General features: G+C 67.1%; 15 protein-coding genes. 5 read left to right on the top strand and 10 right to left on the bottom strand.

Features of this window, described 5'->3' with window-relative positions:
* The first annotated feature begins 23 nt into the window (after nt 1-23).
* A complete protein-coding gene (gene apaG, locus ACWIGM_RS26940) occupies nt 24-416 on the top strand; it encodes a Co2+/Mg2+ efflux protein ApaG (RefSeq protein ID WP_454029051.1) in 393 nt (130 codons plus the stop codon).
* Nucleotides 413-1588, top strand: a complete 1176-nt coding sequence (gene argE, locus ACWIGM_RS26935) for an acetylornithine deacetylase (protein WP_454029050.1) — start codon at nt 413-415, stop codon at nt 1586-1588. Before apaG ends, argE begins: the two co-directional genes overlap by 4 nt.
* A gap of 178 nt (nt 1589-1766) precedes the next feature.
* Here argE and ACWIGM_RS26930 read toward each other — a convergent pair whose 3' ends face one another.
* From ACWIGM_RS26930 to ACWIGM_RS26920, 3 genes are read right to left on the bottom strand one after another with little or no spacing between them, the layout of a single operon-like run.
* A complete protein-coding gene (locus tag ACWIGM_RS26930) occupies nt 1767-2765 on the bottom strand; it encodes an Hsp33 family molecular chaperone (protein ID WP_454029049.1) in 999 nt (332 codons plus the stop codon).
* A complete protein-coding gene (gene argF, locus ACWIGM_RS26925; protein WP_454029048.1) occupies nt 2765-3694 on the bottom strand; it encodes an ornithine carbamoyltransferase in 930 nt (309 codons plus the stop codon). Before argF ends, ACWIGM_RS26930 begins: the two co-directional genes overlap by 1 nt.
* Before the next feature lie 2 nt (nt 3695-3696).
* Nucleotides 3697-4902: an aspartate aminotransferase family protein gene (locus ACWIGM_RS26920; protein ID WP_454029047.1), complete on the bottom strand. Its 1206-nt coding sequence runs from the start codon at nt 4900-4902 to the stop codon at nt 3697-3699.
* 544 nt (nt 4903-5446) lie between these two features.
* Between ACWIGM_RS26920 and ACWIGM_RS26915 the strand changes: the two genes are divergently transcribed.
* The 3 genes from ACWIGM_RS26915 (at nt 5447) to ACWIGM_RS26905 (ending at nt 6859) form a co-directional block, all read left to right on the top strand.
* Nucleotides 5447-5998, top strand: coding sequence for a GcrA family cell cycle regulator (locus ACWIGM_RS26915; protein WP_454029046.1), 552 nt, complete (start codon nt 5447-5449; stop codon nt 5996-5998).
* An 85-nt stretch (nt 5999-6083) separates the two neighbouring features.
* Nucleotides 6084-6524: an NUDIX hydrolase gene (locus ACWIGM_RS26910; protein WP_454029045.1), complete on the top strand. Its 441-nt coding sequence runs from the start codon at nt 6084-6086 to the stop codon at nt 6522-6524.
* Between the two features lie 14 nt (nt 6525-6538).
* Entirely contained in the window at nt 6539-6859 is a 321-nt protein-coding gene (locus tag ACWIGM_RS26905) for a YnfA family protein (RefSeq protein ID WP_454029044.1), read from the top strand.
* A gap of 9 nt (nt 6860-6868) precedes the next feature.
* Here the strand turns inward: ACWIGM_RS26905 and phoB are convergent, their stop codons facing one another.
* The 7 genes from phoB to ACWIGM_RS26870 all read right to left on the bottom strand — a co-directional run bounded on the left by phoB (nt 6869) and on the right by ACWIGM_RS26870 (nt 13358).
* Nucleotides 6869-7567, bottom strand: coding sequence for a phosphate regulon transcriptional regulator PhoB (phoB, locus tag ACWIGM_RS26900; protein ID WP_137883968.1), 699 nt, complete (start codon nt 7565-7567; stop codon nt 6869-6871).
* Between the two features lie 28 nt (nt 7568-7595).
* Nucleotides 7596-8318, bottom strand: coding sequence for a phosphate signaling complex protein PhoU (gene phoU, locus ACWIGM_RS26895; protein ID WP_326876601.1), 723 nt, complete (start codon nt 8316-8318; stop codon nt 7596-7598).
* Between the two features lie 37 nt (nt 8319-8355).
* The gene (pstB, locus tag ACWIGM_RS26890) at nt 8356-9156 is read right to left on the bottom strand and encodes a phosphate ABC transporter ATP-binding protein PstB (protein WP_137883970.1); all 801 of its coding nucleotides are present in this window, start codon (nt 9154-9156) and stop codon (nt 8356-8358) included.
* 28 nt (nt 9157-9184) lie between these two features.
* Nucleotides 9185-10069: a phosphate ABC transporter permease PstA gene (gene pstA / locus ACWIGM_RS26885; RefSeq protein ID WP_454029043.1), complete on the bottom strand. Its 885-nt coding sequence runs from the start codon at nt 10067-10069 to the stop codon at nt 9185-9187.
* A 21-nt stretch (nt 10070-10090) separates the two neighbouring features.
* Nucleotides 10091-11059 carry a phosphate ABC transporter permease subunit PstC gene (pstC, locus tag ACWIGM_RS26880; protein WP_454029042.1) on the bottom strand — a complete coding sequence of 323 codons (969 nt, stop codon included), beginning with the start codon at nt 11057-11059 and terminating at the stop codon, nt 10091-10093.
* 111 nt (nt 11060-11170) lie between these two features.
* Nucleotides 11171-12196: a phosphate ABC transporter substrate-binding protein PstS gene (pstS, locus tag ACWIGM_RS26875; protein ID WP_454029041.1), complete on the bottom strand. Its 1026-nt coding sequence runs from the start codon at nt 12194-12196 to the stop codon at nt 11171-11173.
* Nucleotides 12197-12305: 109 nt separating this feature from the next.
* The gene (locus tag ACWIGM_RS26870) at nt 12306-13358 is read right to left on the bottom strand and encodes an ATP-binding protein (RefSeq protein WP_454029040.1); all 1053 of its coding nucleotides are present in this window, start codon (nt 13356-13358) and stop codon (nt 12306-12308) included.
* Between the last annotated feature and the right edge of the window lie 63 nt (nt 13359-13421).

Genomic DNA, 13421 nt, shown 5'->3' with positions numbered 1-13421 from the left:
GGAGGCGGCACGGAGCCGCGATGATGTACCAGGCCGAAACGCATGGCGTGCGTGTCACCGCCTCGCCCAAGTTCATGGACAGCGAATCCACGCCGGACCAGAGCCGCTATTTCTGGGCCTATACGATCGAGATCGAGAACCTGTCGCCCCGCACCATGCAGTTGATGACGCGTCACTGGGTCATCACTGACGGGCGCGGCGAGGTGCACGAGGTCCGCGGCGACGGCGTGATCGGCCAGCAGCCAGTGCTGCAGCCGGGCGGGCGCTTCAGCTATACCTCCGGCTGCCCGCTGATGACGCCCGACGGCAGCATGCGCGGGGTCTATGCCATGCTCGGCGAGGATGGTGCGCTCTTCGATGTCGAGGTGCCGCTCTTCCCGCTCGACTCGCCCTATGTGAAGAAGGTCCTGCATTGACTACTGCAACACCGACCGGGCAGCGCTACCAGCCGCTCGACATGCTCGCCCGCCTCGTCGCCTTCGACACGGTGAGCCACAAATCCAATCTCGACCTGATCGCCTTCGTCGAGGACTATCTTCACGGCTGGGGCGTGCCGTCCGTGCGCTTTCCCAATGCGACCGGCGACAAGGCGGCGCTGTTCGCCACGATCGGCCCGCAGGACAAGGGCGGCATCGTCCTCTCCGGCCATACCGATGTCGTGCCGGTCGAGGGCCAGGCCTGGTCGCGCGACCCGTTCACCCTGCATGTCGAGGACGGAAAGGCCTATGGCCGCGGCTCGGTCGACATGAAGGGCTTCGTCGCGCTGGCACTTTCGCTGGTGCCGGATTTTCTCGCAGCAGACCTCAAGACGCCGATCCACCTGTTCTTCTCCTATGACGAGGAGGTGACCTGCCTCGGCGTCATCGACGGTATCGCCGCGCTGGGCAAGACCCTGCCGAAGCCGCGCGCCGTCATCGTCGGCGAGCCGACCTCGCTCGAACTCGCCGACGCGCATAAGGGCATCCGCACCTTCTTCACCGCGATCACCGGCTTCGCCGCGCATTCCTCCAAGCCGCATCTCGGCGCGAGCGCGGTCCACGCCGGCACGCGCCTCGCCGCCGGCCTCGTCGCCATGGCCGATGAGCGCGAAGGCCGGATCGACGAGAGCGGCCGCTTCGATCCGCCCTATGACACCGTCCATATCGGCAAGTTCCATGGCGGCATCGCCCGCAACATCCTGGCCGACCGCTGCGATCTCGCCTGGGAGGTGCGCACGCTGCCGGGTTCCGACCCGGAAGAGGTGTCGGCCCGCTTCGCCAAGCTGTCGGACGAGGTGCTGGCGCGGATGCGCAAGACCGCGCCCTCGGCAGCCATCGAGACGGTGATGAGCTCGGACGTTCCAGGCCTTGCGCCCGATCCGGGCTCGGAGGCCGAGACGCTGGTGATGCGCCTCGCCGGGCGCAACCGCACCATCGCCGTCGCCTACGCCACCGAGGCCGGGCATTTCCAGCGCGCCGGCCTGCCGACCATCGTCTGCGGCCCCGGCTCGATCGACCAGGCGCATCAGCCGGACGAATACATCACGCTGGAGCAGTTCGCCGCAGGCGAAGCCTTTATGCGCCGGCTGATGGCGGAGTGCCGGGCGTAGCTCCCTGCCTTCTCCCCTTGCGGGAGAAGGTGGCAGCGCGCAGCGCTGACGGTTGAGGGGTGGCGCACCCCTCTCCGCACTTCACGCTTCACAGGCGCAAGATAGGCAATCGTCGCGAGACCCCTCATCCGGCGCTTCGCGCCACCTTCTCCCGCAAGGGGAGAAGGGAGAGAGCCCTCTACTCTCCCGCCGAGATCTCGACCTCGACCTCGGCCGGATCGAACTCGTAGCGGCGCGAGCAGAATTCGCAGGTGACGCCGAGCGTGCCGTCATCGGCGATCATCGCCTTGCGGTCGTCGGCCGAAAAACCCTTGAGCATGCCGAGCACGCGCTCGCGCGAGCAGCGGCAGGCCTCGTGCACCGCGACGGGCTCGAAGACATGGGCGCCGCGCTCATGGAAGAGCCGGTAGAGCAGCTGCTCGCTTTCCAGCAGCGGATCGAGCAGTTCGTGATGCTCGATCGTCTCGACCAGCGAGCGCGCCTCGGTCCAGGCGTCGTCGCTGACGCCGTCATCGTCGCCGGCGGCGAGGATCTCATGGCCCTCCGGCGCATCTCCGGGATGGAGGTCGGCGGCGCGCATGCGCTCGGGCGAGTTCGGCATGAACTGCACGATCAGCCCGCCGGCGCGCCAGGCAAGGCCGGCGCCGGTCAGGACCGTGCCGACGCCCAGACGGATGCGGCTCGGGATCTGCTCGGACTGGCGGAAATACTGATGACCGGCCTGCTCGAGCCCTTGGCCGTCAAGCGCGACGATGCCCTGATAGCGCGTGGCTTCCGAGCCCTGGTCGACGGTCATGGCGAGATGACCCTTGCCGAGCAGTTCGCCGGTCGAGGCTGCATCGGCCTCGATCGCCGCCGCCAGCCGATCGGCGTCATAGCGCGCCATGGCCCGGTAGTTGTCGGGGGCGTTGAAATCGACGACCAGCATCGAGATCGGGCCGTCGCTCTTGGTCTGGAGCTGGAAGCGGCCCTCGCCCTTGAGCGTGGTGCCGAGCATGACGGTCAGCGCCGCGGCCTCGGCCAGGACGCGCGAAACGGGTTCAGGGTAGTGATGCCGCGCGATGACCTGATCGAGCGAGGGGCCGAGCCTGACGACCCGGCCGCGCACGTCGAGCGCCGGCACTGCGAAGGGCAGCACCCGATCGTCGGGTGCTGCCGCTGTCACGGTCTCGGCCATCAGGCAGCCACTCCGCCGAAGCACCAGGCCAGGATGCCTTTCTGGGCATGCAGCCGGTTCTCGGCCTCATCGAACACAGCCGATTGCGGGCCGTCCATGACCTGATCGGTCACTTCCTCGCCGCGCGAGGCCGGCAGGCAATGCATGAAGATCGCATCCTTTTCGGCGCGGCCGAGCAGGCGCTCATCGACCTGATAGGGCCGCAGCAGGTTGTGGCGCGTGCCTTCCTCGTCACCCATCGAGACCCAGCAATCGGTGATGACGCAGTCGGCGCCCTCGACCGCCGCCTCGGGCCGGGTGGTCAGGTGCAGTTTCGCACCCTGCTTACGGGCCCAGTCGAGCAGCGCCGGCGGCGGCGCGAGCTCCTCGGGCGTCGCGATGGCGAGCTCGAAATCGAGCCGGCCGGCGGCGTGGACCCAGGAGGTCAGGACATTGTTGGTGTCGCCGGTCCAGGCAATGCGCTTGCCCTTGATCGAGCCCTTGCGCTCCTCGAAGGTCATGACATCGGCCATGACCTGGCAGGGATGCTGGCGCTTGGTCAGGCCGTTGATCACCGGCACCGTGGCGTATTTCGCCATCTCGACCACGGCGTCATGGTCGAGCATGCGGATCATGATCGCATCGACATAGCGCGACAGCACACGGGCGGTGTCGGCGATGGTCTCGCGCTCGCCGAGTTCGATCTCCTGGCCGGTCACCATCATCGGCGAGCCGCCGAGCTCGCGGATGCCGACGTCGAAGGAGACGCGGGTCCGTAGCGAGGGCTGCTCGAAGATCATGGCGATGACCTTGCCTTCGAGCAGGCGGTCGCCGGCGGCAGCCGGCGTGCGCCGGCGGGTCTTGATCTCCTCGCCGGCCTTGAGGATGGCGCGGAGCTCCCCGGCGGAGAAATCCGAGAGATCGAGAAAGTGACGCACTGGAGACCCCATGCTCATTCCGCCGCCGGCCGGGCGAGCTCGGCCTCGACCGCCCCAGCCGCCTTGTCCAGCCGCGCCACCGCTTCGGCCACCTCGCTCTCGCCGATGATCAGCGGCGGCAGCAGGCGCACGACATTGTCGCCGGCCGCGACCACGAGCAGGCCGGCGGCCCGCGCCTGCGCGACGAAATCGGTGTTCGGGGTCTTGAGCTTGAGGCCGAGCATCAGCCCCTCGCCGCGGATCTCCTCGATCACCTGGGGATGCTGATCCTTGAGCTGAGCCAGCGACTGGCGCAGGCGCAAGGCCGTCTTCTGGACATGGTCGAGGAAGCCCGGCGCCAGGATGACGTCAAGCACGGCGTTGCCGACCGCCATGGCGAGCGGGTTGCCGCCGAAGGTGGTGCCGTGGGTACCGAGCGTCATGCCGGAGGCCGCCTCCTCGGTGGCGAGGCAGGCGCCCATCGGGAAGCCGCCGCCAATGCCCTTGGCGATCGACATGATGTCGGGGGCGACACCGTAATGCTCATAGGCGAAGAACTTGCCGGTGCGGCCGACGCCGGTCTGGATCTCGTCGAAGATCAGCATCAGCCCGTGCTCGTCACAGAGCTCGCGGAGTTGCTTGAGAACACGCATCGGCACCGAGCGCAGGCCGCCCTCGCCCTGGATCGGCTCGATCATCAGCGCGGCGGTCTCCGGCCCGATCGCGGCCTTCAGCGCCACCTCGTCGTCGAAGGGCACCTGGTCGAAGCCGTCGACCTTCGGGCCGAAGCCGTCGATATATTTCTGCTGACCGCCGGCGGCGATGGTCGCGAGCGTGCGGCCATGGAAGGCGCCCTCGAAGGTGACGATCCGGAAGCGCTCGGGGTGGCCCTTCGCGGCGTGGCACTTGCGCGCCATCTTGATCGCGCACTCGTTCGCCTCGGCGCCCGAATTGGTGAAGAACACGCGTTCGGCGAAGGTCGCCTCGCAGAGCCGGCGGGCGAGCTTCTCACCCTCAGGCATCGTGTAGAGGTTGGAGGTGTGCCAGATGCGCTGGGCCTGGGCAGTCAAGGCCTCGACCAGATGCGGATGGGCATGGCCAAGCGAGTTGACGGCGATGCCGGCGCCGAAATCGAGATAGCGCGTACCATCGGCGGTGATCGCCCAGGCACCTTCGCCACGCTCGAGGGCGATCGGGGCACGGGCATAGGTCGGCAGGAGAACGGAGGAAGCGGTGCTCATGGAGCGATATCCTTGCGGCGAGACAGGGAGGAAGCGCGGAATCTCAGGCCGGGAACGGCAGGGTGGGACGCAAGCGGCAGCATGCCGGCATGATGCGACCCGCCGGCGACATTATCGTCGCTGGCCGTTCCCGCCGTCTCGTCGCGCGTCAAGCCGCATCGAAGGAAAATCCCGATCGCTCAAAAACATAAGCGCCGCCCTTGGGGGCGGCTGCGTGATGCGACTATGCAAAACCGGCCCCGCCCTGTCAATTGCGCCTGCCCTCGCGGCAGCGTTGCCAATTAGACTCACCGGCCGGCCGTCTGCAGCGATTGGCTGGGGAAAAGCCGAATTAGGATTCGGCGACTCTTGTGGCTGAGTCAGGCCATCTTGTATGGTCTTTCTCGTCAGATACGACATCTCGTGCGGCGTCTCCAGTATCGTCAGTTCCGGGCGTAACGGCTTCCGTTTAGCGACGGGCGCTGCCGGTATCGGATTCCGCCATGATCTCTCCCTATGCCGCGCCGGCTTGCTGGCGGGGCATAACGAAGACAGGTGCAATTCCATGACCGAAGCCGGAGCCTGGACCGACGAACGCGTCGAACTGCTCAAGAAGCTCTGGAATGACGGCCTGAGCGCGAGCCAGATCGCCGCCGAGCTCGGCAATGTCACGCGCAATGCCGTTATCGGCAAGGTGCATCGCCTTGGCCTCTCCGGCCGGGCCAAGAGCCCGGGGTCGGCCACGCCACGCCCGCGCAAGCCCGCTGCCCGTCCGCCGAGCCACCCGGCCGGTCATCACAGCAATGGCGGCGCCGGGCTGACCCGTGGCAACACGGCGCTCGCCCCGCAATTTTCGCCCGAGATCGAAGCCGAGGCGCAGGTCGCGCGCGCGCCAGCCCCATCCGAGGACGTGGTCGTGCCGTTCTCCGAGCGGGTCACCATCATGGAGCTGCGCGAATACATGTGCCGCTGGCCGATGGGCGACCCGACCTCGCCGGAGTTCCGCTTCTGCGGCGGCCGCAGCGCGACCGGCCTGCCCTATTGCGCCTATCACGCCCGTATCGCCTACCAGCCGGCGGCCGACCGCCGCCGCGACCGCAAGGCCATCCGCGCGTAACGACGCCTCTCGATAAAAAGGTTACAGAAGCCGGCCTTTGGGCCGGCTTTTTTGTCGTCGGACAGGCTTGATGCATGAGGCATCCATGGACACCGCCGCCGCTCACCCGATCGAGTATGCATGTGCCCTGCCGATCAAGGAGGGGCTGCTCCTGCTGGGACTGAGATCGCCACATCGCCGGAACCGGCCGTCCTGCTGGGACACGGTCGGCGGTCACGTCGAGCCGGGCGAGACCGCCGAGGCGGCCCTAGTCCGCGAACTCCAAGAGGAAATCGGCATCACACCGACGGGTTTCCGCCACTTCGAGACCATCGAGACGACCGAGACGGACGGCATCACACCCGCGCTCTGGCACCTGTTCACGGTGAGCCAGTGGACCGGCCGTGCGCCTGAGATCACCAATGACGAGCACAGCGAAATCCGCTGGTTCTGCTTCGATGAGGCCCAATCGCTGACACCGCTGGCATCGGAGGCCTATCGTCCGGCGTTCGCCCGGCTGGCCGAGGCCTTCGGGCCAGGCTGGTAATCGGACAGGCGCGCATGACGACATTCGCGATCTATCTCGGCGCGGCGCTGGCGGAGATCGCCGGCTGCTTCGCCTTCTGGGCCTGGCTGAAGCTGGACAAACCGGTCTGGTGGCTGCTGCCGGGCCTGATCCTGCTCGCGATCTTCGCCTGGCTGCTGACCCTGGTCGACAGCCCCGCCGCCGGGCGCGCTTTCGCCGCCTATGGCGGCGTCTACATCGTGGCGTCGCTGGCCTGGATGACGCTGGTCGAGAAGGTCCCGCCGGACCGCTACGATCTGGCTGGCGCAGCGCTCTGCCTCGCCGGCGCAGCGATCATCGTCGCCGCACCGCGCTGACGAAAACCGTCAGCCGCGCGCAAAAGTCTCGTCGAAGGCATAGCCGGCGCCACGCACGGTGCGCAGCGGATCCTTGGAATTGGCCGGGGTGATCGCCTTGCGCAGCCGCCCGACATGGACGTCGACGGTGCGCTCGTCGATGTAGACGTCGCGCCCCCAGACGGCGTCCAGCAGTTGCGCCCGCGAATAGACCCGGCCCGGCGCCTGCATCAGGAATTCGAGCAGGCGGAACTCGGTCGGGCCGAGATGCAATTCGGCGCCGGCGCGGCGGACGCGCCGCGTCGTGCGGTCGAGTTCGAGATCGCCGGCGGCGAGCAGGCCGGCGACATGGCCGGGCTTGGCGCGGCGCAGCAGCGCCTGGATGCGGGCGATCAGCTCGGGCAGCGAGAACGGCTTGACGACATAATCGTCGGCACCGGTGGCGAGGCCGCGCACACGTTCGGTCTCCTCGCCGCGGGCGGTCAGCATGATGATCGGCACGCGCTCTGTGTCACGGCGCGTGCGCAGGCGCCGGCAGAGCTCGATGCCGGAAAGGCCGGGCAACATCCAGTCGAGCAGGACGAGATCCGGCGTATGGTCGCGCAGATGCAATTCGGCGTCATCTCCGCGCGCCACGCTATCGACCTCGAAGCCCTCGGCCTCGAGATTGTAGCGCAGGAGCAGGGTGAGCGGCTCCTCGTCCTCGACGATCAGGATGCGTGCGGGCATGTCAGCGTCCGTTCAAGCGCCCGCCGGTTCAGCCATTGGCTGCCGGCAGGTCGACGAGGATGTTGGTGGTGTCGAGCTTCGGCCGGCTTTCATCCATGGACTGGCCGGTGACGAGGTAATGGATGGTCTCGGCGATATTGGTGGTGTGGTCGCCGATGCGCTCGACATTCTTGGCGCAGAACAGCAAGTGCGTGCAGAAGGTGATGTTACGCGGATCTTCCATCATATAGGTCAGAAGCTCGCGGAACAGCGAGGTGTAGAGCGCGTCGATCTCGTCGTCGCGGCGCCAGACTTCCATCGCCTTCTGCTCGTTGCTGGCGGCATAGGCGTCGAGCACGTCCTTGAGCTGGGCCTGGACCAGGCGGCTCATATGCTCGAGGCCGACGACAGCGCGATGCGGCGGCGAGAACTGTCCGGAGATCGCGACGGCGCGCTTGGCGATGTTCTTGGCGAGGTCGCCGACGCGCTCGATGTCGGCGGCGATGCGGATCGCCGAGATCAGCTCGCGCAGATCGTTCGCCAGCGGCTGACGCCGGGCGATGGTCAGGACGGCCTTCTCCTCGACCTCGCGCTGGAGGTTGTCGAGACGCTGGTCGGCACTGATGATCTTCTGGGCAAGCGCGGTGTCACGGCGGACCAGCGCGACGGTGGAGTCGCCGAGCATGCGCTCGGACATGCCGCCCATCTCGGCGAGGCTGCGGCGCAGGCCTTCGAGATCGGCGTCGTAGGAGCGGACGATATGGTCGGACATCGGGGCGTATCCTTTGGAGCTGGCCGACGCTGAGGACTCAGCCGAAGCGGCCGGTGACGTAGTCCTGCGTCTGCTTCTTGTGCGGGTTCATGAAGATGGTGTTGGTCGCGTCGAACTCGATGACCTCACCGAGATACATGAAGGCGGTGTACTGCGAGATGCGCGCCGCCTGCTGCATGTTGTGGGTGACGATGACGATGGTGAAGTCGCTCTTCAGCTGCTCGAGCAGGTCCTCGATCTTGCCGGTCGAGATCGGGTCGAGCGCCGAGGTCGGCTCGTCGAACAGGATGACCTCGGGCTTCTGGGCGATGGTGCGGGCGATGCAGAGGCGCTGCTGCTGGCCGCCGGAGAGGCCCATGCCGGAACTCTTCAGCTTGTCCTTGACCTCGTCCCAGAGCGCGGCGCGGCGCAGCGCGCCCTCGACGCGGTCGTCGAGCTCCGACTTCGGCGGCTTCTCGTAGAGGCGGATGCCGAAGGCGACATTGTCGTAGATCGACATCGGGAAGGGCGTCGGCTTCTGGAAGACCATGCCGATGCGCGAGCGCAGCTCGTTCACGTCGACATTGTTGGAGATGATGTTGCGGCCGTCGAGCAGGATCTCGCCGGTCGCCTTCTGCTCGGGATAGAGCGAGTAGATCCGGTTGAAGATGCGCAGCAGGGTCGACTTGCCGCAGCCGGACGGGCCGATCAGCGCGGTGACGTGCCGGTCGCGGAAATCGAGGTTGATGTTCTTCAGCGCCTTGTGCTCGCCGTAGTAGAAATCGAGGTTCTTGACGGCGATGCGGACCGGCGCTTCGGCGTCCAGCGTCTGCGGGCTCAGTTCCAGGGTCGAGAGCATCTGCATGGTCCTTCCGATCGGACGCTGATCACTTGCCGCCGCGCACGATGCGCCGGGCGACGATGGAAAGCACGAGGATTGAGACGGTGATGATCAGCGAACCCGCCCAGGCGAGCTGCTGCCAGTTCTCGTACGGGGCGGAGGCGAACTGGTAGATCGTCACCGGCAGGTTGGAGACGCCGCCGACGAGGTTCGGCGAGAACCAGAAATTGTTGTTGAGCGCGGTGAAGATCAGCGGCGCGGTCTCGCCGGCGATGCGGGCGAGCGCCAGCAGGATGCCGGTGACCATGCCCGACTTCGCCGCCCGCCAGGTCACCGAGGTGATGACGACCGAAGGCGGGGCACCGAGCGCGGCGCCGGCTTCGCGCAGCGAGCCCGGCACGAGGCGCAGCATGTCCTCGGTGGTGCGCACGATCACCGGGATCGCGATGATGCCGAGGGCGACGCCGCCGGCCCAGCCGGAATAGCCGCGGAACGGCTCGACCATGATCACGTAGACGAACAGGCCGATCAGGATCGAGGGCGCCGAGAGCAGGATGTCGTTGATGAAGCGGATGAGGTCGGCGAGCTTCGAGGCCTTGCCGTATTCGGCGAGATAGGTGCCGGCGAGCACGCCAATCGGCGTCGCCACGGCGATGCCGAGGAAGGTCAGCACGATCGAGCCGACGATGGCGTTGGCGAGGCCGCCGCCCTCCGTGCCGGGACCGGGCGTGATCTGGGTGAAGGTCGCGGCGGAGAGCCCGCCCAGCCCCTTCACGATCAGCATGCCGAGGATCCAGAACAGCACGACGATCGCGATCAGGGTGAAGCTCGTCGCGATGATCTTCATCAGCCGGTCGGCGGTGCGGCGCGAGGAGCGCACGCGGCCCCATTCGACATGCGGCGTGGTCATGGTCTTTGCGGGTGTCGCCATGGTCATTGTCGAAGCTCCCGCTCAGTAGCGCTTGACGCGCGCAACCAGGAGGCGCGCGATCACGAGGACGACGAAGGTGACGAAGAACAGGATGCAGCCGAGCGCGATCAGCGAGTTGAGCTGCAGGCCGAGCGCCTCGTTGAACTCGTTGGCGATGCGCGAGGCGATGGTCGAGCCGGGGTCCATGATCGAGGAGGACAGCCGGTTGGCGTTGCCGACGACGAAGGTGACCGCCATGGTCTCGCCGAGCGCGCGGCCGAGGCCGAGCATGACCGCGCCGATGATCGAGACGCCGGCCTGCGGCACCAGGACGTGGCGAACGACCTCCCAGGTGGTCGCGCCGATGCCATAGGCGCTTTCGCGCAGCACCGAGGGGATCTGGTCGAGCATGTCACGGGTGATCGAGGCGATGAACGGGATGATCATGAAGGCCAGGATGATCCCGGCGGTCAGGATGCCCAGCCCCGAGGGCGACCGCGAATACAGGATCGTGCCGACGATCGGCATGCCCTCGACGATGTTCGAGAGCGGGATCTGGACATAGGCGGCAAAGAGCGGCGCGAAGACGAACAGCCCCCACATGCCGTAGATGATCGAGGGTACGGCGGCGAGCAGCTCGATCGCGGTCGAGACCGGCTGCTTGAACCAGGGCGGTGCCAGCTGGGTCAGGAAGACGGCGATGCCGAGCGAGAGCGGGACGCCGACGACGAGCGCGATCAGCGCGGTCGAGAGGGTGCCGACGATCGCCGGCCAGGCGCCATATTGCTCGTTCTGGGTGTCCCAGACGCTCGAGGTCAGGAAGCCGAAGCCGAACTCGCGGAAGGCCGGCCAGCCGCCAATGACCATCGAGACCATGATGCCGGCGAGCAGCACCAGCACAAACAGGGCCGCCAGGAAGCTGGCGTTGCGGAAGATGAGATCGAAGGTCCCCATCGGGGTCTTGCGCACCGGCGCGCTCGGTGCGGCGAACTGATCGGTCACGGCAGACATCCGTGGTTACTCCGGTCTCGTAAGGCGACTATCGGGGCGAAACGATACTCTGGTCGTCGCGAAGCGGGGGCCGTAGCCGGCCCCCGCCCCGTATTCTCGTCGCGGGAGCGATCAGAAGATCGGCTTGCCCGCCGGATCGGTGACGCCCTTCCAGGCGTTGCGGACCTGATCCTTGACGTTGGCCGGCAGCGGCACGTAGTCGAGGTCGAGGGCGAGCTGGTCGCCGCTCTTATAGGCCCAGTCGACGAACTTCAGCGCGGCCTGCACCTCTTCCGGCTTCTCCGGCTTGGCGTGCACGAGCAGGAAGGTGGCGGAGGTGATCGGCCAGGCCTGGGCGCCCTTCTGGTTGTTCAGCGAGATGCCGAAGCCGGGAGCCTCGTTCCAGTTGGCGTTGGCGGCAGCGGCCTGGAAGGCCTTGTCGTCCGGCGCCGGGAAGTTGCCGTCGGCGTTCTTGACGAGGGCGTGGGCCAGCTTGTTCTGCTTGGCATAGGCGTATTCGACATAGCCGATCGAGTTGGCGACCTGCTTGACCGAGGCCGAGACGCCTTCATTGCCCTTGCCGCCGATGCCGACCGGCCACTGCACGGCCGTGTTGGTGCCGATCTTCGACTTCCAGTCGGCCGAGACCTTGGAGAGGTAGTCGGTGAACACGAAGGTCGTGCCCGAGCCGTCCGAACGGTAGACCGGGTTGATGTTGGCGTCGGGCAGCTTGAGGTCGCCGTTCAGCGCAACGATCTTCGGGTCGTTCCACTTCTTGATGTTGCCGAGATAGATCTCGGCGATCAGCTCGCCCGAGAGCTTGAGCTTGCCCGGCTCGACGCCGGCGATGTTGATCGCGGGGACGACACCGCCCATCACGGTCGGGAACTGGATCAGGCCGTCCTTGGTCAGCTCCTCGCCCTTGAGCGGGGCGTCGGTGGCGCCGAAGGCGACGGTCTTGGCCTTGATCTGGCGGATGCCGCCACCCGAGCCGATCGACTGGTAGTTCAGGCCGACGCCGCTCTCCTTCTTGTAGGCCTCAGCCCACTTCGAATAGATCGGGAAGGGGAAGGTCGCGCCGGCGCCGGTGATGTCGGCGGCCTGGGCAGCGCCCGTCAGGCCGATCGCAGCGGCCGTGAGAATGAGAAGTTTGCGCATCAGATGTCCTCTTTCGGATCGCAAGTGCAGCGGCCCTGCTAGAACACCGGCTATATGACAGCTGGATGACACACAGTCATGAAAGCGCAGCAGCGGTCGTCACAAATCGTTAACGGACCGGCTCGGGCAGACGCGGCAGGATCGCCCGGAAGGTCGCGCCTTGGCCGACGACGCTCTCGATCGTCAGCCGGCCGCGATGGCGCAGGACGATGTGCTTGACGATCGCAAGGCCAAGGCCGGTGCCGCCGGCCTCGCGGCTCGCGGCCGTGTCGACGCGATAGAAGCGCTCGGTCAGGCGCGGTAGATGCTCGGGCGCGATGCCTGGGCCGTCGTCGCGCACGCTGAGGCTGGCCTCGTCGCCGGACACCCCAATGGTGATGTCGACCTCGCCGCCGCGCTGGCCGTATTTGATCGCGTTCTCGACCAGGTTCTCCATCAGCCGCAGCAATTCGTCGCGGTCGCCGGCGACGGTGACGGGCTGCTGCGGTACGGCGAGCTTCAGCGTCACCTCGCGCTCGCGCGCCATCAGCACAAGCGAGTCCAGGATCTCGCGGGCGATGCTGGAGAGGTCGACCGGCGTCTCCGGCGCGAGATGGGCGCGCAATTCGATGCGCGAGAGCGAGAGCAGATCGTCGACGAGGCGCGCCATGCGCAGGCCCTGCTCGCGCATGATCGCCAGAAAGCGGTCGCGCGCGGCGGCGTCATTGCGGGCCGGCCCCTGCAGCGTCTCGATGAAGCCGAGCACGGAGGCGAGCGGCGTGCGCAATTCATGGCTGGCATTGGCGACGAAGTCGACGCGCATGCGCTCGGTCATGCGCTGCTCGCTGAGGTCCTCGAAGGTCAACAGCACGGCCCGGCGCCAGCCGCTGCCGGCCAGCGCCGCGATATGGATGCGGAAGGTGCGCTCGACCGGCACGCGCTCGATCAGTTCGACCGCGCGGCGGCCGCCATGGCGCGAGACCTGCTCGATCGCGTCGATCAGATCAGGATCGCGCATCACCAGAGCGAGCGGCTTGCCCTTGGCGAGCGCCGGGACCAGGGCCGGAGCGGTCGGGCTCAGCGCCTGGATCACGCCCTGCGGGTCGAGCAGCACGGCGGGAACGCCGATGGCCTCGATCAGCGCCGCCGTGACCGGCGCCTTTGGGTCGACCAAAGCGTGCATGCGGCTCCTGCCTTCCGATACGTGATCTGCGGCGAGGCCTCTTAGGCCGGAGCGATGCCGCAA

The organism is Allobosea sp. NPDC055332, from assembly GCF_053645455.1.
This window is presented reverse-complemented; position numbering and strand designations above follow the sequence as displayed.